General features: G+C 64.5%; 19 protein-coding genes. 11 read left to right on the plus strand and 8 right to left on the minus strand.

Features of this window, described 5'->3' with window-relative positions; genetic code table 11:
* Positions 1-31: 31 nt before the first annotated feature.
* Positions 32-640: a TPM domain-containing protein gene (locus tag CCOS191_RS21370; protein WP_046856900.1), complete on the minus strand. Its 609-nt coding sequence runs from the start codon at positions 638-640 to the stop codon at positions 32-34.
* A 202-nt stretch (positions 641-842) separates the two neighbouring features.
* Between CCOS191_RS21370 and bglX the strand changes: the two genes are divergently transcribed.
* The 5 genes from bglX (at position 843) to CCOS191_RS21395 (ending at position 9,198) form a co-directional block, all read left to right on the plus strand.
* On the plus strand, positions 843-3,134 hold the full coding sequence (gene bglX / locus CCOS191_RS21375) for a beta-glucosidase BglX (RefSeq protein WP_046856901.1): 2,292 nt from the start codon (positions 843-845) through the stop codon (positions 3,132-3,134).
* A gap of 111 nt (positions 3,135-3,245) precedes the next feature.
* A complete protein-coding gene (locus CCOS191_RS21380; protein ID WP_046856902.1) occupies positions 3,246-5,003 on the plus strand; it encodes an ATP-binding protein in 1,758 nt (585 codons plus the stop codon).
* Positions 4,997-6,331, plus strand: coding sequence for a sigma-54-dependent transcriptional regulator (locus CCOS191_RS21385; protein ID WP_046856903.1), 1,335 nt, complete (start codon positions 4,997-4,999; stop codon positions 6,329-6,331). Before CCOS191_RS21380 ends, CCOS191_RS21385 begins: the two co-directional genes overlap by 7 nt.
* A 269-nt stretch (positions 6,332-6,600) precedes the next feature.
* Complete coding sequence (locus CCOS191_RS21390; protein WP_046856904.1) at positions 6,601-7,920, plus strand: MFS transporter; 1,320 nt, start codon at positions 6,601-6,603, stop codon at positions 7,918-7,920.
* A 126-nt stretch (positions 7,921-8,046) separates the two neighbouring features.
* Positions 8,047-9,198: a Fic family protein gene (locus CCOS191_RS21395; RefSeq protein WP_046856905.1), complete on the plus strand. Its 1,152-nt coding sequence runs from the start codon at positions 8,047-8,049 to the stop codon at positions 9,196-9,198.
* 21 nt (positions 9,199-9,219) lie between these two features.
* On the opposite strand, the gene CCOS191_RS21400 is transcribed toward CCOS191_RS21395, so the two are convergent.
* Positions 9,220-9,972: a COG4705 family protein gene (locus CCOS191_RS21400; RefSeq protein WP_046856906.1), complete on the minus strand. Its 753-nt coding sequence runs from the start codon at positions 9,970-9,972 to the stop codon at positions 9,220-9,222.
* 349 nt (positions 9,973-10,321) lie between these two features.
* On the opposite strand from CCOS191_RS21400, the gene CCOS191_RS21405 reads away from it, so the two are divergent.
* Together CCOS191_RS21405 and CCOS191_RS21410 are read left to right on the plus strand one after the other, a co-directional pair.
* On the plus strand, positions 10,322-10,609 hold the full coding sequence (locus CCOS191_RS21405) for a hypothetical protein (protein ID WP_046856907.1): 288 nt from the start codon (positions 10,322-10,324) through the stop codon (positions 10,607-10,609).
* A gap of 118 nt (positions 10,610-10,727) precedes the next feature.
* Positions 10,728-11,333, plus strand: coding sequence for a flavin reductase family protein (locus CCOS191_RS21410; RefSeq protein WP_023630179.1), 606 nt, complete (start codon positions 10,728-10,730; stop codon positions 11,331-11,333).
* On the opposite strand, the gene CCOS191_RS21415 is transcribed toward CCOS191_RS21410, so the two are convergent.
* Together CCOS191_RS21415 and CCOS191_RS21420 are read right to left on the minus strand one after the other, a co-directional pair.
* Positions 11,334-11,567, minus strand: coding sequence for a hypothetical protein (locus CCOS191_RS21415; RefSeq protein ID WP_046856908.1), 234 nt, complete (start codon positions 11,565-11,567; stop codon positions 11,334-11,336).
* 42 nt (positions 11,568-11,609) lie between these two features.
* Positions 11,610-11,903, minus strand: a complete 294-nt coding sequence (locus tag CCOS191_RS21420) for a putative quinol monooxygenase (protein ID WP_023630181.1) — start codon at positions 11,901-11,903, stop codon at positions 11,610-11,612.
* 201 nt (positions 11,904-12,104) lie between these two features.
* Between CCOS191_RS21420 and CCOS191_RS21425 the strand changes: the two genes are divergently transcribed.
* Positions 12,105-13,025, plus strand: coding sequence for an AraC family transcriptional regulator (locus tag CCOS191_RS21425; RefSeq protein ID WP_023630182.1), 921 nt, complete (start codon positions 12,105-12,107; stop codon positions 13,023-13,025).
* 159 nt (positions 13,026-13,184) lie between these two features.
* On the opposite strand, the gene CCOS191_RS21430 is transcribed toward CCOS191_RS21425, so the two are convergent.
* The gene (locus CCOS191_RS21430) at positions 13,185-14,822 is read right to left on the minus strand and encodes a 5-guanidino-2-oxopentanoate decarboxylase (protein ID WP_046857896.1); all 1,638 of its coding nucleotides are present in this window, start codon (positions 14,820-14,822) and stop codon (positions 13,185-13,187) included.
* Between the two features lie 112 nt (positions 14,823-14,934).
* Between CCOS191_RS21430 and CCOS191_RS21435 the strand changes: the two genes are divergently transcribed.
* Positions 14,935-15,801, plus strand: coding sequence for a LysR substrate-binding domain-containing protein (locus tag CCOS191_RS21435; protein ID WP_046856909.1), 867 nt, complete (start codon positions 14,935-14,937; stop codon positions 15,799-15,801).
* A gap of 39 nt (positions 15,802-15,840) precedes the next feature.
* Here the strand turns inward: CCOS191_RS21435 and CCOS191_RS21440 are convergent, their stop codons facing one another.
* On the minus strand, positions 15,841-16,455 hold the full coding sequence (locus CCOS191_RS21440; protein ID WP_046856910.1) for an NAD(P)-dependent oxidoreductase: 615 nt from the start codon (positions 16,453-16,455) through the stop codon (positions 15,841-15,843).
* Positions 16,456-16,483: 28 nt separating this feature from the next.
* Positions 16,484-17,359: an MBL fold metallo-hydrolase gene (locus CCOS191_RS21445; protein ID WP_046856911.1), complete on the minus strand. Its 876-nt coding sequence runs from the start codon at positions 17,357-17,359 to the stop codon at positions 16,484-16,486.
* Positions 17,360-17,462: 103 nt separating this feature from the next.
* On the opposite strand from CCOS191_RS21445, the gene CCOS191_RS21450 reads away from it, so the two are divergent.
* Positions 17,463-18,371, plus strand: a complete 909-nt coding sequence (locus CCOS191_RS21450; protein ID WP_046856912.1) for a LysR family transcriptional regulator — start codon at positions 17,463-17,465, stop codon at positions 18,369-18,371.
* A gap of 76 nt (positions 18,372-18,447) precedes the next feature.
* On the plus strand, positions 18,448-18,621 hold the full coding sequence (locus CCOS191_RS28255) for a hypothetical protein (RefSeq protein WP_023630224.1): 174 nt from the start codon (positions 18,448-18,450) through the stop codon (positions 18,619-18,621).
* 6 nt (positions 18,622-18,627) lie between these two features.
* Here the strand turns inward: CCOS191_RS28255 and CCOS191_RS21455 are convergent, their stop codons facing one another.
* On the minus strand, positions 18,628-19,497 hold the full coding sequence (locus CCOS191_RS21455; protein ID WP_023630223.1) for an isocitrate lyase/PEP mutase family protein: 870 nt from the start codon (positions 19,495-19,497) through the stop codon (positions 18,628-18,630).
* Positions 19,498-19,751: the final 254 nt, after the last annotated feature.

Here is a 19,751-nt window from a genome sequence, read left to right on the forward strand (position 1 = left end):
CATGGCGAAACATACCCTCGCTCGCCAACGGTCAGTCGAGAATCACCAGGCGGTTGGGCAGTTCGTTGCGCGCATGGGTCGGGGGGACATGTTCGCTGAGCAGCTCGCCGCAGGCCTCGATGCATTCGACGAAGCCCTGCAAGGTATGGCCCTGGCGCACCTGGTCGGTGAAACGGGCGACGATCGCCTCGCGCGCCTGCTCGGGCAGGTGCCGGGCGATGCCCTCGTCGACCAGAATCTCGACATGGCGCTCGGCTTCGCTGACGAAGATCAGCACGCCCGTGGCCCCGGCGGTACGCTGCAGGTTGAGCTCGAGAAACTGCTGGCGGGCCAGGCCCGAAGCGCGCCGGCGGCGCAACATCGACGGCACCACCCAGGCAGCCAGGCGCGGGTGGCGCAACACCAGGCACAGGCTGATGAAAGTCAGCATCTGCGCCAGCAACAGGCCATTGACGCCGATACCACCCAGCCACAGGTGCAACACGCCGGGTACCAGCAACGCCAGCAAGGCGGCCCAGAGCAACGGCAGATAGGGGAAGTCATCGGCGCGGCGGGCCAGCACGGTCACCAGCTCCGCATCGGTGCGCCGCTCGGCGCGGGCGATCGCCTCGGCGATCTGGCGCTGTTCGTATTCGGTCATGCCATCGTCTCTCGAGCGTTCTTATCGTTGTTATCCCGGCAATCGGGTGGGCGAGAGTGTATCTCAACAAGTGCTTCATATAAGGCATAATCCGCGACTGCGTCGGATCATGGATGAATGATCCACAAAACGGCCAGCGGACACGACAACAACAGGCGTACGAAACGTCTCGGCCCCCCGCTATCACTCGACAACGGAATTGATGATGAAACTGTCTTTGCTGGGCCTGGCCATGGGCCTTGCCAGTCAGGCGGCCCTTGCCGCCCCTATCGCCCCGCCCCTGCAGGACAAGCAGGCGTTCGTCGACCATCTGATCAGCCAGATGACCGAGGCCGAGAAGATCGGCCAGCTACGCCTGATCAGCATCGGCCCCGAAATGCCGCACGCGAAGATCCGCGAGGAAATCGCCGCCGGACGCATCGGCGGCACCTTCAACTCGCGCACAGCCCCCGAGAACCGTCCGATGCAGGACGCGGCCATGCGCAGCCGCCTGAAGATCCCGATGTTCTTTGCCTACGACACCATCCACGGCGAGCGCACCATCTTCCCGATCGGCCTGGGCCTGGCCTCGTCGTGGGACATGGACGCCATCGCCAAGGTCGGCCGCACCTCGGCCATCGAGGCCGCCGCCGACTCGCTGGACATGACCTTCGCACCGATGGTCGATATCGCCCGTGACCCGCGCTGGGGCCGCACCAGCGAAGGCTTCGGCGAGGACACCTACCTGACCTCGAAGATCGGCCAGGTGATGGTCAAGTCGTTCCAGGGGTCGAGCCCGGCCTACGCCGACAGCATCATGGCCATCGTCAAGCACTTCGCCCTCTACGGCGCGGTCGAGGGCGGACGCGACTACAACACGGTCGATATGAGCCTGCCGAAGATGTACAACGATTACCTTCCGCCGTACCGCGCCGCGCTCGACGCCGGTGCCGGCGGGGTGATGGTGGCGCTGAACTCGATCAACGGCGTGCCGGCCACCTCCAACACCTGGCTGATGAACGACCTGCTGCGCAAGGAATGGGGCTTCAAGGGCGTGACCATCAGCGACCACGGCGCCATCCAGGAACTGATCCGCCATGGCGTGGCCCGTGACGGCCGCGAAGCCGCCAAGCTGGCGATCAAGGCCGGCATCGACATGAGCATGAACGACACCCTCTACGGCGAAGAACTGCCCGGGTTGTTGAAGTCCGGCGAAGTCAGCCAGGCCGAACTGGACCAGGCGGTGCGTGAAGTGTTGGGTGCCAAGTACGACATGGGGCTGTTCAAAGACCCCTACGTGCGCATTCCCAAGCCTGAAACCGACCTGAAGGACTACTACGCCGAGAACCGCCTGCACCGCGAAGCCGCGCGTGATGTGGCACGTCGCGGCCTGGTGCTGCTGGAAAACCGCGAGCAGACCCTGCCCCTGAAAAAGGCCGGCACCATCGCCCTGGTCGGCCCACTGGCCGATGCGCCGATCGACATGATGGGCAGCTGGGCCGCCGACGGTAAACCACAGCATTCGGTCACCGTGCGCGAAGGCCTGCGCCGCGCCGTGGAAGGCAAGGCCAAGCTGGTGTACGCCAAAGGCTCGAACGTCACTGGTGACAAGGCGATGTTCGACTACCTGAACTTCCTCAACTTCGACGCCCCGGAAATCGTCGACGATCCGCGCCCGGCCGCGGTGCTGATCGACGAAGCGGTCAAGGCCGCCAGGCAGTCGGACGTGGTCGTGGCCGTGGTCGGCGAATCCCGTGGCATGTCCCACGAATCCTCGAGCCGCACCACACTGGAAATCCCGGCGGTGCAACGCGACCTGATCAAGGCGCTGAAAGCCACCGGCAAGCCCCTGGTGCTGGTGCTGATGAACGGCCGTCCGCTGTCGATCGCCTGGGAGCGCGAGCAGGCCGACGCCATCCTCGAAACCTGGTTCAGCGGCACCGAGGGCGGCAACGCCATCGCCGACGTGCTGTTCGGCGACTACAACCCGTCCGGGCGCCTGGCCATCACCTTCCCGCGTTCGGTCGGGCAGATCCCGATGTACTACAACCACATGCGCATCGGCCGACCGTTCACCCCAGGCAAGCCGGGCAACTACACCTCGCAGTACTTCGAAGAGCCCAACGGCCCGCTGTATCCGTTCGGCTACGGCCTGAGCTACACCAACTTCGAGCTGTCGGACCTGACCTTGTCGCAGACCGAGCTGAAGCGTGGCGCGACCCTCAAGGCCAAGGTCGTCGTGAAGAACACCGGCAAGCGCGACGGCGAGACCGTGGTGCAGCTGTATATCCAGGACCAGAGCGCATCAATGAGCCGCCCGGTGAAGGAGCTGAAGAACTTCCAGAAGCTGATGCTCAAGGCCGGCGAGTCGCGAACCTTGACCTTCGACATCAGCGAGCAGGACCTGAAGTTCTACAATGGCCAACTGCAGCACGTTGCCGAAGCTGGCCAGTTCAACGTGCAGGTCGGCCTCGATTCCGAGGCGGTGCAGCAGCAGAGCTTCGAGCTGCTGTAAGCCAGACCCGGCCCCATCGCGGGGCAAGTCCGCACCCACGCATCACGCTGTGGAAGCGCGCTTGCCCCGCGATGAGGTCGGCACAGACAACCGCAACCCCGGATCCGCCCCATGCCCTCATCCTTCCGCGCCCTGCGCCTGGGTTTGATCATCCTGTTGATCCTGGTCGGCACCACGCTCAGCGCTGGCTGGGCCATGCACCAGGCCAAGCGCGAGGCGATGGCAACCGACGCCCGCCGGGCCAGCCAGCAACTGGGCCTGTATGCCAACGCCCTGCATACCCTGATCGAGCGCTACCGTGCATTGCCTGCGGTACTGGCGCTGGACCCGGAGCTGATCGCCGCCCTGCGCGGCCCGGTTAACGAACAGGTGCAGGACGCCCTGAACCGCAAGCTCGAACGCATCAACGGCGCCGCCAACTCCTCCACCTTGGAGTTGCTGGACCGCACTGGCCTGGCCATCGCCGCCAGCAACTGGCGCCTGCCGACCACCTATGTGGGTTCCAACTACGGTTTTCGCCCCTATTTCAAACAGACCCGCAGCCAGGGCAGTGGCCGCTTCTACGCCGTCGGCGTGACCAGCGGCGTGCCAGGCTACTTCCTGGCGAGCGCGGTGAACGATGAACACGGCCGCTTCCTCGGCGCCATGGTGGTCAAGCTGGAGTTCCCGGAGCTCGAGCGCGAGTGGCGCCAGGGCAGTGACATCCTGCTGGTCAGCGATGCCCGCGGCATCACCTTCATCGCCAACCAGGACGGCTGGCGTTACCGCGAGTTGCAACCACTGTCCGGTGCCGACCGCGCCGAGCTGGCCGAGACGCGCCAGTACGACAAGCAGCCGCTGGTGCCCCTGCAGCACCAGGCCCTGACCCGCTTCACCGACACCAGCCACCTGACCCGCGTGCAAGGCCCGGATGGCACCGCCGAGTACCTGTGGGAGCGCCTGCCGCTGGAGGCCGAAGGCTGGACCCTGCACCTGCTGCGCAAGCCGCAGGTCGCCGAGGATGGGCGCAACGCCGCCCTCGCCGCCGCGGCGATCTGGCTGAGCCTGGTGTTCGCCGCTCTGTTCGTCAGCCAGCGCCTGCGCCTGGCCCGGCTGCGCCAGCGCAGCCGCGAGGAGCTCAAGCGCCAGGTCGAGGAACGTACCCGCGAGCTGCGCACGGCCCAGGAAGGCCTGGTGCAATCTGCCAAGCTGGCGGCGCTGGGGCAGATGTCGGCCGCGCTGGCCCACGAGATCAACCAGCCGCTGACCACCCAGCGCATGCAACTGGAAACCTTGCGCCTGCTGCTTGATCATGGCCGTCATGACGAAGCCCGCCAGGCCCTGGAACCGCTCGAGCAGATGCTCAGCCGCATGGCCGCGCTCACCGGCCACCTGAAGACCTTCGCCCGCAACAGCCCCGGAGGCCTGCGCGAACGCCTGGACCTGGCCACTGTGGTCGACCAGGCACTGCACCTGCTGGACACCCGCATCCGCGCCGAAAGCGTCGAGGTGGCGCTGTACCTCGCCCGCCCGGCGTGGGTCCGTGGCGATGCGATCCGCCTGGAGCAAGTGCTGATCAACCTACTGCGCAACGCCCTCGACGCCATGGCCGACAAGCGCTACAAACGCCTGGAGATCCGTATCGAGGCGGACGATGCGCAGTGGCGTTTGAGCGTGCTCGACTCCGGTGGCGGCATCCTCGACACCGACCTTTGCCGGGTCTTCGACCCGTTCTTCACCACCAAGCCGGTCGGCGAGGGGCTGGGCCTGGGCCTGGCGATCTCCTACGGCATCGTCATCGATGCCGGCGGCCACCTGCAGGTCGAGAACCTGCCGGGGGGCGCGCGCTTCAGCCTCACCCTGCCCCGCGACCTGGAGACGGTATGTTGAATTCAGTGATCGTCGTCGATGACGAAGCCAGCATCCGCGCGGCGGTGGAACAATGGCTGAGTCTGTCGGGCTTCAACGTGCAACTGTTCGAGCGTGCCGAGGAGTGCCTGGCGCAACTTCCCGCGCACTTTCCCGGCGTGATCCTCAGTGACGTGCGCATGCCCGGCATGTCCGGCCTGCAGCTGCTCGACCGATTACAGCAGGCCGACCCTGATCTACCGGTGATCCTGCTCACCGGCCATGGCGATGTACCCATGGCGGTGGAAGCGATGCGCAACGGTGCCTACGATTTCCTGGAAAAACCCTTCACCCCGCAGCACCTGATGGGCAGCCTGCGCCGGGCCCTGGAAAAACGCCAGCTGGTCCTGGAAAACCGCCGCCTGCATGAGCAGGCCGACCTCAAGGCACAGCTGGAGAACACCTTGCTGGGCATGTCCCAGGGGCTGCAGCAGCTGCGTCGCCAGGTGCTCGAGCTGGCCAGCCTGCCGGTCAACGTGCTGATCCGGGGTGAAACCGGCAGTGGCAAGGAGCGCGTGGCCCGTTGCCTGCACGACTTCGGCCCGCGCGCCGACAAACCCTTCGTCGCGCTCAACTGCGCGGCCATTCCAGAAACACTGTTCGAGGCCGAGCTGTTCGGCCATGAGAGCGGCGCCTTCACTGGCGCCCAGGGCAAGCGCATCGGCAAGCTGGAGTACGCCAATGGCGGTACGGTATTCCTCGACGAGATCGAGAGCATGCCCCTGGCCCAGCAAGCCAAGCTGCTGCGGGTGATCCAGGAGCAGAAGCTCGAGCGCCTGGGGGCCAACCAGAGCATCGCCGTCGACCTGCGCATCATCGCCGCGACCAAACCGGACCTGCTTGAAGAGGCCCGTGCAGGGCGCTTCCGCGAGGACCTGGCGTACCGCCTCAACGTTGCCGAGCTGCGCCTGGCGCCGCTGCGCGAGCGCCGTGAAGACATCCCCCTGCTGTTCGACCACTTCGCTCGCACTGCCGCCGAACGCCTGGGCCGCCATGCCCCAGCGGTCACTGGAGGACGATTGGCGCAGCTGCTGGCCCACGAATGGCCGGGCAATGTGCGTGAGCTGGCCAATGCTGCCGAACGTCATGCCTTGGGGCTGGACTCGCCGAACCTTGAGAGCCTGCCAGGCGGGCAGTCGCTGGGCGAACAGATGGAAGCGTTCGAAGCCCAATGTCTGCGTGCGGCGCTGCGCCAGCACAAGGGCGAGATCAAGGGTGTGATGGAGGCGCTGCAACTGCCACGGCGTACGTTGAACGAAAAGATGCAGCGGCATGGCCTGGTGCGTGAGGACTTTCTCGACAACGAGTAGGCGGATTTCCGCTTATCGATTCAGGCAAATGAGCGGAAGTTCGCTCACTGCATGCTAAATCGCCGGGGCTGCCTGGCAGCCCATCGCTGGCAAGCCAGCTCCCACAAAGCACCATGCAAGCCAGATCCGGTGGGAGCTGGCTTGCCAGCGACAGGGCACAAGACGCCCCCAAATGGATCACCCAGCACCCATTTGGCACACCTCCTGCAAAACCCTTCTCAAGCTGCGCCCCGAGCGCGCTCCACAAAAACAACGAGAAGGTATCCCTGATGGATAACGCCAGCACTCTGCCCACCGGGGCGGCCGTTGCGCCCGCCGCGGAAAAGTCCACCGCCAGCCGCCTCAAATCGATCTTCAGTGGTTCCATCGGCAACATGGTCGAATGGTACGACTGGTACGTCTACGCCGCATTCTCGCTGTACTTCGCCAAGGCGTTCTTCCCCGCCGGCGACACCACCGCCCAACTGCTCAACACCGCCGCAATCTTTGCCGTGGGCTTCCTCATGCGCCCGATCGGTGGCTGGCTGATGGGCCTGTACGCCGACCGCAAGGGCCGCAAGGCGGCGCTGATGGCCTCGGTGCTGCTGATGTGCGCAGGCTCGCTGGTCATCGCGCTGACGCCTGGATACGAAACCATCGGCGTCGCAGCACCGGTCCTGCTGGTCATCGCCCGCCTGATGCAGGGCCTCTCGGTAGGTGGTGAATACGGCACCTCGGCCACCTACCTGAGTGAGATGGCCAGCAAGGAACGCCGCGGCTTCTTCTCCAGCTTCCAGTACGTCACCCTGATCTCCGGCCAGCTCATCGCCCTGGCGGTGCTGATCGTCCTGCAGAACACGCTGACCACCGAGGAGCTGTACGCCTGGGGCTGGCGTGTGCCGTTCGTGATCGGCGCGCTGTGCGCGGTGGTCGCCCTGTACCTGCGCCGCGGCATGGAAGAGACCGCCTCTTTCACCAAGAAGGAAAAGTCCAAAGAGAACCTGATGCGCACCCTGATGCGTCATCCCAAGGAACTGATGACCGTGGTCGGCCTGACCATGGGCGGTACCCTGGCCTTCTACACCTACACCACCTACATGCAGAAGTACCTGGTCAACACCGTGGGCATGAGCATCAGCGACTCGACCACCATCTCGGCGGCCACGCTGTTCCTGTTCATGTGCCTGCAGCCGATCATCGGCGGGCTGTCCGACAAGATCGGCCGACGCCCGATCCTGATCGCCTTCGGCGTGCTCGGCACCCTGTTCACCGTGCCGATCCTCAGCACCCTGCACACCATCCAGACCTGGTGGGGCGCGTTCTTCCTGATCATGGCCGCATTGATCATCGTCAGCGGCTACACCTCGATCAACGCCGTGGTGAAAGCCGAGCTGTTCCCCACCGAGATCCGTGCCCTGGGCGTCGGCCTGCCGTACGCGCTGACCGTGTCGATCTTCGGCGGCACCGCCGAGTACGTGGCCCTGTGGTTCAAGAGCATCGGCATGGAGACCGGCTTCTACTGGTACGTCACCGCCTGCATCGCCTGTTCGCTGCTGGTGTACGCAACCATGAAGGACACCAAGCAATATTCGCGGATCACCACTGACTGATCCCTGCTCGCGAACGTGAAAAAGGGGCGCTGCGGATGACGGAGCGCCCCTTTTTTAATAAGCGCGAGCCGAATAACAGCACTATTCGGCTCACATAATGAGCTGAATAGCGCTATTATTCGGCTCATGAAGCCAAAAGAGCACACCGCTGCGGACGCCTTCTGGGTGTGGCAGCAGGCCGACTGGCCCGGCTTTCGCTGGGACGAGTCGCAACTCGCACCCTTGCTCAGAGACTGTGTCCAGGCGCAGGGCTGCCTGCTGGGCAGAGCGGGAGCGGTGACCGAGGCCAATGCCAACCTGGACACGCTCGATACCCTGCTGCAGAACATCGTCACGTCCTCGGCCATCGAGGGTGAACAGCTCAACGTGGAGTCCGTTCGCTCGTCCCTGGCCCGACGGCTTGGCATTGCCGAGCCGGGGACAACCACGACGCGCAGCGAGGGCCTGGCCGAGCTGATGGTGGACGCGACCATGGGCTATGTTCGTCCGCTGGATCAACCGCGCCTGTTCCTCTGGCACCGCTGGCTGTTCCCGGAAACTGGCGACTCGCTCGCACCGGCCATGCCCATTGGCCAATGGCGCGACAGTGCACTCATGCAGGTGATATCGGGGCGTATCGACAAACCCAGGGTGCATTTCGAAGCACCGCCACGTACCGGCCTCGAGCAGCAGGTGCAGCAGTTTCTCGACTGGTTCGAGAGCAGCCGCCATGATCGGCAACTCGATCCCCTGCTGCGTGCCGGCCTGGCCCATTTCTGGTTCGTCACCCTGCACCCCTTCGCCGACGGCAATGGTCGCCTGACCCGCGCCATCACAGACCTGGCATTGGCCCAGGGCGAGCAGCGAGCGGTGCGTTTCTACGCCATGTCCAGCAGCATCCTGGAAGATCGCTCCGGCTACTACGCAGCCCTTGAAAACAGCCAGCGCGGCGACCTGGACATCACCCACTGGCTGGCCTGGTTCCTTGCCACCTTGCTGCGCAGCCTCCAGCAAGCGCTGGTGCGCATTGACCGGGTGCTGGCCAAGTCGCGCTTCTGGCTGATCCATCGGGGCGATGGTTTGTTGCCCGAGCAGGTCAAGGTGCTCAATCGACTGCTCGATGGCGGGCCTCGCGGCTTCGAGGACGGCATCAGCGCCAGCCAGTACCAGGCCGTGGCCAAGGTCTCCAAGGCCACGGCCACCCGGCACCTGGCCGACTTGCTGGAAAAGAATTGCCTGATGCGTCTGCCTGGCGGTGGGCGAAGCACCCGCTACAGGATCGATACCCGACAGGTCTGAGCAAGGCCGGCCAACCCACGGTCAAGACAGCTCGGCCAACCGCTGCGGCTCGCGACGCTGGTAATAGGTGGCCATCAGCACCAGTACCAGCAGCAGGCCGCCAAGCACCAGCGATGAACCTACCGTACCGAAGTCCAGCCCCCCTTTTTCGTGCGACTTGGTCAGCACGTCGCCCAGCGTGGCACCGAACGGACGGGTGAGGACGAAGGCGATCCAGAACAGCACCACGCCGGAGATTTTCGTCCAGTAGCGGGCCGCTGCCACCAGTGTGATCGCCGAACCGATCAGCAGCGCGCCACCGGCGAAGCCCAGGCCGGAATCGTCGGCCAGGTAATCGCCCAGGGCAGTGCCCAGGGTGTTGGAAAACAGGATCGCCACCCAATAGAACATCTCGCCAGAACGATTGCGAATGCGGCTGACGTCCAGCGGGTTGCCGCTCAGACGCCACAGGGCGAAGGTCAGCAGAAGAATGCCGATCAGCAGTGCCGAGCCCATGGCATAACCCAGGCCCAAGGTCCGGTCCATGAAATCGGACATGGTAGTACCGGCGGTACTGGTGGAGAGGATCACCAGCCAGTACAGCATCGGGTGATAACGGCGCGAACAGAGCTGGGTGACCAAGGTCAGCAGGAACACGCTGATGAGCAACAGCGAACTCATGGCGTAGCCGATGTCCAGGGTCATCGACAGCAGGTCGCCGGCCGTCTCGCCGAGCGTGGTGGCGCAGATCTTCATGACCCAAAAGGCCAAGGTGATTTGCGGGAGTTTGTTCATGAGTGTGCGGCTCCAGGGATTCAAGTGCGGCGATGTTGGCGAGCGAAGCCTGAAAAATCGGTTTGAGCCGCATGAAAAATCCGTTGTTGGCTTAACCCCTAGGCTCGCGCGCCCTTACTTAATTCCCCATTAATTTCCAGCTTTCATCTTTGCCGAACTGGAATTACTCATCGGCGGTCGTGCTGCTCGCCACACGCGATGCTCACTGCCACTGAGGCGTAGCCACACCCAATTCAATCGAATTTATGAATTCATTAGCGCTATTTTTTGCGCTTTTTAATCGATTTTATAGGCGTAACATTGAACCCATGGACACAACAACCCCTAGCAACTCACCGGAGCAACGACCATGAAAAACAAACTGATCCTCACCCTCGCACTCTCTGTTCTGACCACTGCTGCCTTTGCCGAAGACGGCTTCGACCGTACCGGCGCCCACACCTTCGCTACCGTGCAGAGTCAGTCGGCCACCTACGCAGAAGATGGCTTTGATCGTACCGGCGGCCAGCGCTTCGCTGAAGACGGCTTCGACCGTACCGGCGGCCAGCGCTTCGCTGAAGACGGCTTCGACCGTACTGGCGGCCAGCGCTTCGCAGAGGATGGTTTCGACCGCACCAACGGCCACCGCATCAGTTGATCACTGATGCGCGCTACCAGCCCGGCTTCGGCCGGGCTTGATCATTTGCAGTTGAGCCAAGCCTTGGCACACTAGGCGCCTCGTCCCCCACCAGGAAGGGCCTCACGGCCTTGCGCAGATGTACTACTACGAACCCGCCAAAGGCCACGGCCTGCCTCACGACCCGTTCAACGCCATCGTCGGCCCACGGCCCATCGGCTGGATCTCCAGCCACGATCGCGAAGGCCGCCTGAACCTGGCGCCCTACAGCTTCTTCAACGCCTTCAACTACATCCCACCGATCATCGGTTTCTGCAGCGTCGGGCGCAAAGACAGCCTGAACAACATCGAGCAGACCGGCGAGTTCGTCTGGAACCTGGCTACCCGGCCGCTGGCCGAGCAGATGAACCAGAGCTGTGCCGCGGTGGCGGCAGATATCGACGAGTTCGCGCTCAGTGGCCTGACCCCGGCCATGTCCAACGTGGTCAAGGTACCGCGCGTGGGCGAGAGCCCGGTGAGCTTCGAATGCAAGGTCAGCCAGATCGTCCAGCTCAAGCGCGCCGACCAGGAACTTGTGCCCAGCTGGCTGATCCTCGGAGAGGTAGTGGCGGTGCACATTGCCGAGCACCTGCTCAAGGACGGCATCTACGACACCGCCGCCGCCGAGCCGATCCTGCGTGGCGGTGGCCCGGCCGACTACTTTGCGCTGGGCGAGCTGTTCAAGATGGCCCGTCCACAGGTCTGATCAGAAGACCAATTCACCTTCCTCGTCCACGCCCTGCAGGCGTTCGAGTTCAGCACAAGCGGCCGCGTCGGCCGCGATCGCCGACTGGAACACCTGCCCATCGAGCACTTTGTGAAAGCGCGGCGCACCGCCCATGCCCAGGGCCTTCACGGCGATCGCCGCGTGGTAGCCGCCGCCTTGCACCGGGACCATCGCCGAGACCGCTTCGAAGTGGGGGAATTCTCTACGTGCCATGCTGCACTCCGCCTGAATGATGTAGGGGCGGCATTCTACACATCAGGCGAAGGTATGCAGGTCCAGGCTGCTGACCACCTGCGCCTGGACCAGCTCGCCGAACACCTCCAGGGTGGGCGAGGCAAAATAGCCGCTCATCGCCTGCTGGTCGCTCCAGCTGCCGCTGAGCAGCCACAGATCGGCATCGACCTGCGAACGCTGCACACTGAAACTCAGGCAGCCGGGCGCCCGCAGCGACGGCTCCAGCAGGTCGCGCAGGCGCATGCCGAGTTCCGCCGAACGACCGTTGCTGGCGCGGATGAAAGCCAGGTGAGTGACCGGTTGAGGCTGGGTCATGAACGATCTCCTTGAAGCGCTACGGACGGGAAAACAGGCTGCCAAGATTAGGGCCCCGCCCTCGCGCGACGTTAGGCCATTACTGCCGAGCGATTGCCTGATCCTGCCGCGCGACAGGATCAGGCAATCGAACGACAGCATTCGACTAGCGCCCGACATTGCCCATACCTATGCTGGCCCGGTCAGTAGAGGAACCATGCCATGACCACGCTCCCGCCACCCGACTCGACCCTTGAGCTGCAGCGCCAGGAACTGGCCGCGCTGATCCAGCGCCACGCCGGCCAGCCCCATGGCCCGGCGTCGGCCATCGAAGACCTTTACCTCACGTGCTACCAAGAGGAAATCCGCGGCATGCCCGCGCTGGCCCAGCCGGCGTTGTGCATTCTTGCCCAAGGCAGCAAGACCCTGATCCTCGGCGACGAACATTACGCCTATGATCCGCTGCACTACATGGTGGTGTCGGTCACCTTGCCGATCAGCGGCGCCCTGCTCAAGGCCAGCCCCGAGCATCCCGCATTGGGCTTGCGCCTGGACATCGACCCGGCGCAACTGAGCCAGCTGATCGCCGAAAGCAGCCCGATGGTGGTGCCCAACCGGCCATCAGGTCTGGGCCTGTACGTGGAGAAAAGCGATCCGCAGCTTCTGGATGCGTTGATCCGCCTGATCAAACTGCTGGACTCGCCACGCGACATTGCCATCCTCGCGCCGATGATCCGCCGGGAAATCTTCTACCGCCTGTTGCGCGGCCCACAGGGTTACCGGCTGTACGAAATCGCCCTGGCCAACAGCCAGACCCATCGGGTCTGCCAGGCGATTACCTGGCTCAACAACCATTACCACCAGCCATTGCGTATCGAGGACCTCGCCCGGGAAGTGAACCTCAGCGTCTCCACCTTGCATCACCGCTTCAAGTCGGTGACGTCGATGAGCCCCTTGCAGTACCAGAAGCAACTGCGCCTGCAGGAGGCCCGACGCCTGATGTTCAACGAGGGTTTGGAGGCTGCCGTGGCCGGCTACCGGGTGGGCTACGAGAGCCCATCCCAGTTCAGCCGCGAATACAGCCGGCTGTACGGCGCGCCGCCGATCCGTGACGTGGCAAGGTTGCGCGCCAGCGCCAGCTGAGTGACCAACCACACCTGGGGGAGCAACAATCTTGTGTGGTTTGTAATGGCCTCATCGCTGGCAAGCCAGCTCCCACAGGGATGGCGCTTAACCTGAGGGCGGCGCGATAGGGGGGAGCCGGCCTGCCGGCGAATCGAGGGCATAGCCCCCGTGGCGCAGTCAGCCTTGCACCGCCAACTGCCATTGCCCCTGATCCACCTGGATCAAGGTCGGCCCCAGGCGCTCCACCGCTCGGCCCAGCGCCGCCTGCAACTGCGCCACGTCAGCCACCGACTCGGCATCGGCCCCAAGCGCCCGTGCCACACCGATGAAGTCCGGGGTGTGGATGTCCACACCGACCGGCTCGATCGCCCGGTTGACCATGTATTTCTTGATTTCCTCGTACCCCTGGTTGTTCCACAGCAGCACGATCAGCGGCACCTGCGCCTCGACGGCACTGGCCAGTTCGGGCAGCGTGAACTGCAACCCGCCATCACCGATCAGGCATACCGTGGGCACACGTGCGGCGCGCGCTTCGGCACTGCCGAGCCAGGCCCCCATGGCCGCCGGCAACGCATAGCCCAGCGTGCCGTAGCCGGTCGAGGCATTGAACCAGCGACGCGGTCGGGTCATGTCCAGGGTCAGGTTGCCGGTGTAGACCGGCTGGGTCGAATCACCCACCAGCACAGCGTCCGGCAGGGTTTCCAGGATGCTGTTCAGCAAACGGGTCTGGCTCAAGGTCGGCTGGTCCCAGGTTGCAGCATTGTCCTGGCGAAGCCGGGCGGCCCGAGCAGCGCCCCAGTGATCATCACGCGGGGGTTGCGCCTGCATGTGCAAGGCTACCAGAAGGGCCTCGGTCGCCTGTGCGGCATCGGCCACCAGGGCCAGCTCGGGCAGATAGTTGCGCACCGTCTGGTCCGGGTCGATATCGATCCGCAGCAGGCTGCCGGGGATCTCGAAACCGCCCTTGAACGTCACGTCGTAGTCGGTCTCGGCCAGTTCGGTACCGATGGCCAGCACCACGTCGGCCTCGGCGACCAACGCACGGGTGGCCGGCAAAGTCTGGGTCGAGCCGATCTGCAGCGGATGGTTGGCCGGCAGCAGCCCCTTGGCATTGATGGTCAGCGCTACCGGCGCCTGCAGGTGCTCGGCCAGCCTGGCCAACCCGGCGGCGGCTTCCAGGGCACCACCGCCGGCGAGGATCAACGGTCGGCGCGCCTTGGCCAGGCGCATGGCCATCTGCTGCACGGTCTGCGGCGCCGCACCCGCGCGCGCTGTGCGCACCGGGCGGCCCGGCAGCAGGTGATCGGCGGGCTCCACCAGCACATCCAACGGGATCTCGATATGCACCGGACGCGGGCGGCCACCGTCGAACACGGCAAAGGCACGGGCCAATACCTCGGGCAGGTCATCGGCACTCATAAGGGTGTGCGAAAACGCCGCCACCCCCGCCACCAGCCCAGCCTGGTTGGGCAGTTCGTGCAACTTGCCGCGCCCGCCACCCAGCTGGCTGCGCGACTGCACGCTGGAAATCACCAGCATCGGGATCGAGTCGGCGTAGGCCTGGCCCATGGCGGTGGTGATGTTGGTCATGCCCGGGCCGGTGATGATGAAGCACACCCCAGGCTTGCCCCGGGTACGCGAGTAGCCATCGGCCATGAACCCGGCGCCCTGCTCGTGGCGCGGGGTGATGTGGCGGATCGAGGAGGCAGCCAGGCCGCGGTAGAGTTCCACGGTATGCACGCCGGGAATGCCGAAGACATGATCGACACCATAGCCTTCGAGGAGTTTGACCAGCACTTCACCACAGGTTGCCATCATCGAGTACCCGATTCTTGTTGAGACTTGTGCTCATGGAAACAAGCGCCGACTACCGCCACAATGCAAAAAAACACATACTAGCCATGATCCCATATCATGGCTTGTCACGATGAAACGTCTGCCGCCCCTCCCCGCCCTGCACACCTTCCTGGTGACCGCCCAGCACTGCAACTTCACCCGCGCCGCGCAGCAGCTGCATATCACCCAGGGCGCGGTCAGTCGGCAGATCGCCGGGCTCGAGGAGCACCTGGGCTACGCGCTGTTCCAGCGCCAGGCCCGAGGCCTGGCGCTGACCCGCGAAGGGCAGGACTGGCTGCCCCGAGTGCAGCAGGTCTTTGCCCTGATCGAGCAAGGCGTGCGCGAGGTCGGCGGACGCAGCACGACGCTGCAGCTCAAGGCGCCGACCTGCGTGATGCGCTGGCTGCTGCCGCGGCTGTTGGAATGGCAGGCGCTGCGCCCGGACGTGCCGGTGGAGTTGACCACCACGGTGCAGCATGGCGTGGATTTTCGCCGCGAGGGCTTCGATGCGGCCGTTGTGTATGGCGCGGTGCCGAACCATGGACTGCAGGTACGCAAGCTGTTCGATGAACAACTGACACCAGTCTGCGCACCATCGCTATCTAGCGTCCCCTTGCAGTTGCAGGACCTGGCGCGACAGATGCTGCTGCACCCCTCTCGGGACGAGCACGACTGGCGGTTGTGGTTGCAGGCGGCCAATGCCGGCGTCGAACCCCAGGGGCCGAAGCAGCACTTCGAGACACTGGACATGGCGATGGCCATGGCCTCCCAGGGGACCGGGATCGCCATCGGCGACTTTTCGCTGATTGGCGACGACCTGCGCGCCGGGCGTTTGTGCATGCCATTCGAGCTGAAGGTGACGACCGGGAAGGGGTATTACCTGGTCAGCCCGTCGAAGAGCATGCCCACGGGGCTGGTCGAGTTGATGGAGTGGCTGCAGGCGCGTGCCCGCACATGACATCAATCGCGACCCGACTCGCCCCGTGGTGCAGACGACTCAGTAGCCGACCGTGAACCGTGCCCGTGAATGCGCCGGTTTTTCCAGTTCATCTAGCATGGCGATGGCATAGTCGGCAAAGGTGATCCAGCTTTTGCCATCGGCACCGATCAGCAGGTGATCCTTGCCCAGGGTATAGTGCCCGCTGCGCTGACCTTCGACGAACTCCGCCGACGGCGACAGGAAGGTCCAGTCCAGGGTCGGCTCCTGGCGCAGCGTATCGAGGAAGCGCACACCGGCATTGGCCTCGGCCTTGTAGGCTTCCGGGAAATCCGGGCTGTCGATCACCCGGTGCCCGGACGGTAGCAGCAGGCTGCCGGCCCCGCCCACCACCAGCAGGCGCTTGACCCCGGCACGCTTGACCGGCTCGATGATCGCTTCAGGCTCGATGGTCGAGAAATGCGCCGCGCTCAGCACCGCATCACAGCCTGTCACGGCCGCCTGCAGGGCGGCACTGTCCTTGGCATCCAGCGCCTTGACCGTCACGCCGTCACGGCCTTGCAGCGCACTCGGATTGCGGGCGATGGCCACCACACTGTGACCCCGACGCAGGGCCTCTTCCAGCAACTGGCTGCCGGCGCGCCCGGTGGCGCCGATGATTGCGATCTTGCTCATGGGAAACACTCCAACAGGTTGAAAGGGGTTACCACTTCATCTCGCCCTTGGCGACCTTGGCACCCAATTCAAGGGAGCTCTCGTCACCCAGGTTCGGGTAGCGCTGCTTCATCGCCGCGATCAGCGCGGCGGCATTGGCCGCCTTGGCGGCCTCGGTATCGAAGTCACGAATGTAGCCGGCGGTGAAGCGCACCGCGTCCAGCGAACGGCTGCTGTCGCCCAGGTAGTGCCCCGGGATCACCGTGCGCGGTGCGAGCTGTTCGATCTTCGCCAGGGTCTTCAGCCAGTCGGCGTGGGATTGCGCGGTCTGGGTGTCGGCCATCCACACATGGATGCCTTCGGAAACCACCACGCCACCGACCACTGCCTTGATCGAGGGAATCCACACGAAGCTGCGGTCCGGCTGCGGACCGTCCAGGCCGACGACCTGCAGTGCCTGGCCTTCCAGTTCCAGGCGATCACCCTGCAGTACCTGGGGCACCACCAGGCGTGCCGGCTTGTCCGCGCCCATCTGCGGGCCCCAGTAGGCCAGCTTGGCGTCCATGGTCTTGCGGATGTGCTCGACCGTGGCGGCCGAGGCGACTACGCGGGCCTTGGGGAACGCCTGGGTGATGGTGTCCAGGCCGAAGTAGTAGTCCGGGTCGCCATGGCTGACGTAGATGGTGGTCAGCTGCTTGCCGCTGGCACGCAAGCGCTCGACTACCTGCTCGGCCTGGGCCTTGCCGAACTGGGCGTCGACCAGGATGGCGTCGTGGGCACCACTGACGATCACCGAGCTGACCGGAAAGATCGCCGCGTGACCGGGGTTGTAGGCGTCCAGTTTGAGCGGTTCGGCAGCCATGGCCTGGCCGCCGAGGGTAAGGCAGGCCAGCAGCAGGCCGCGAAGGGGCGTGAAGAGAGACATTGCAAGATCCTGTGAGTGGGACGATGGGTGCAAGCTTAGTTGCCCGAACCGATACAAAAAATGCGATGCTTCGACATAGTTTGTTTCTGAAATCGGACAGATCATGGATCGGCTCAACGCCATGCGCGTATTCGTCACCGTCGTCGACCTGGGCAGCCAGTCGGCCGCCGCGGACCATCTGGAACTCTCCAGGCCCGTGGTTTCCCGCTACCTGGCGGAGCTGGAGGACTGGGTCGGGGCACGCCTGATGCAACGCACCACCCGCAAGCTCAGCCTGACCGCGGCAGGCCTCGAAACCCTGCCACGCTGTCGGCAGATGCTGGAGCTGGCCGGCGACCTGCAAAGCGCCGTGCGCCAACCGGACGACGCGCCCCGTGGCGAGCTGCGCATCAGCGTCAGCACCTCGTTCGGCCAGGCCCAGCTGGTGGAAGCGTTGGCGGCCTACGTCAAACGCTACCCCGGGGTGAAGGTTGAGCTGCAGATGCTCGACCGCACCGTCAACCTGGTGGACGAGCGCATCGACCTGGCGATCCGCACCAGCAACGATGTCGACCCCAACCTCATTGCCCGGCGCCTGAGCGTGTGCCGCTCGGTGGTCTGCGCCAGCCCCGCCTACCTGCGCGAGCACGGTACGCCGGACCGGGTCGAGGCGTTGAGCCAGCACAACTGCCTGACCCACGCCTACTTCGGTCACAGCCTGTGGCACTTCGAGGTGGACGGGCAGAACGTCGCCGTGCCGGTGCAGGGCAACATCAGCGCCAACGAGGCCATGACCCTGCAGAAAGCCGCCCTGGCCAATGCCGGCATCGCCATGCTGCCCACCTACCAGGCAGCTGCCGCGCTGCGCAGTGGCGAGCTGGTGCGATTGCTGCCGCAAGCCAAGCCACGGGAACTGACCCTGAATGCGGTGTACACCTCGCGCAAGCACATGCCAGCGACGTTGCGCAGCATGCTCGACTTTCTCGCGCAGCGGTTTGGCGACGAACCGGAGTGGGACAAGGGATTGAGTTGAGTCAAGACGGTGCAGTTACGCGCATTGGGCCTATGCTTGTAGGTATCACCTGTTGCATCAACAGGAGGTCCGCACCATGAGTATCAAATCCAGGCGTTGCGCCCTCGTCTTCGCCCTGGTCGCAGTGGCCGGGCTCTACGGCTCGGCCTGCTGGCGGGTGGAGCTGCTGCGCAGCCAGCCCAACACGGCCAACAGTTGCGTACATGAGCATTGCGTTCCCCACAGCGCCACGCTGAGCGCCGTCAGGTAGGTCGGATCACTCCTCGACGCTCATGTACTCTTTCGCCCAGCGGATGTAGTCCTCGGGCTGGGTGTAGGTGTGCGAAAGCTCGGTGGCGCCGAGGCTGTCCGACTTGTGCTGCAGGCCACGCTGCTGGCGCAGGCAGTCGTAGGTGGCCTTGATCGCGGCGAAGTAGGCGGCATGGCCGTCGACCACGATACGCACGCCCAGGCGCGCCAGACGCTCGTCGTCGCGCAGGTTGGGGTTGGCGTAGGTCACCAGCATCAACGGCACGCTCAGGTGCTCGGCGATCTGCTCGAGCTGCTCGAAGTCCTTGACCCCCACCATGCAGATGCCATCGGCGCCGGCCTTCTGGTAGCTCTGGGTGCGCACGATGATTTCCTCGGTGGTCAGCACGCCGGCATTGGTGCGGGCAATGATCGCCAGGGCCGAATCGACCCGCGCCTCCAGCGCCGCGCGAATCTTGCCCACGCCCTCTTCCACCGAGATCAGGTCGGTGGACTTGCGACCGAACTGGGCCGGCAGCAGGGTATCCTCGATGGTAAGCGCGGCAACGCCGGCGCGTTCCAGTTCGATCACCGTGCGCATCACGTTGAGCGCATTGCCGTAGCCGTGGTCGGCGTCGGCAAGTACCGGCAACTGGGCGACACGGCCGATACGGGTAGCCTGCTCGACGAACTCGCTCAGGGTGATCAGGGCGAAATCCGGCGCGGCCAGGACCTGCAGCGAGGCGACCGAACCGCCGAGAATGCCGACTTCAAAACCAAGGTCGGCGGCAATACGGGCTGACATCGGGTCGAAGACCGAAGCGGTGTGATAGCACGAACCTGAAGCAAGCAGTTCGCGGAAGGCAAAACGCAGATCGTGGTGGGAAGCCTTGGGCATGATCACTCCGCTTGTAATGAGAAATTGTGAACGGCTGACAACCGACCCCTGTATCGGGTCTACCTGACTGTTCCAACCGTCGCCATCAGGGCGGTCATGCTCGACATGCAGGCAGAGGAATAGAAGGTGTGGACATACAGCAACGCGAAATCCTCTGGAAAATACTTGCACCAAGCTGGTGCAGGCCCCGGATTTCAGCCTCTGCGGCCAAGCCACGATATCACGCGGCCATGCAGCACTGGATGAATGCGCCA

Origin of the sequence: Pseudomonas sp. CCOS 191, from assembly GCF_001007005.1 — a bacterium.
Classification (GTDB): Bacteria; Pseudomonadota; Gammaproteobacteria; order Pseudomonadales; family Pseudomonadaceae; genus Aquipseudomonas; species Aquipseudomonas soli.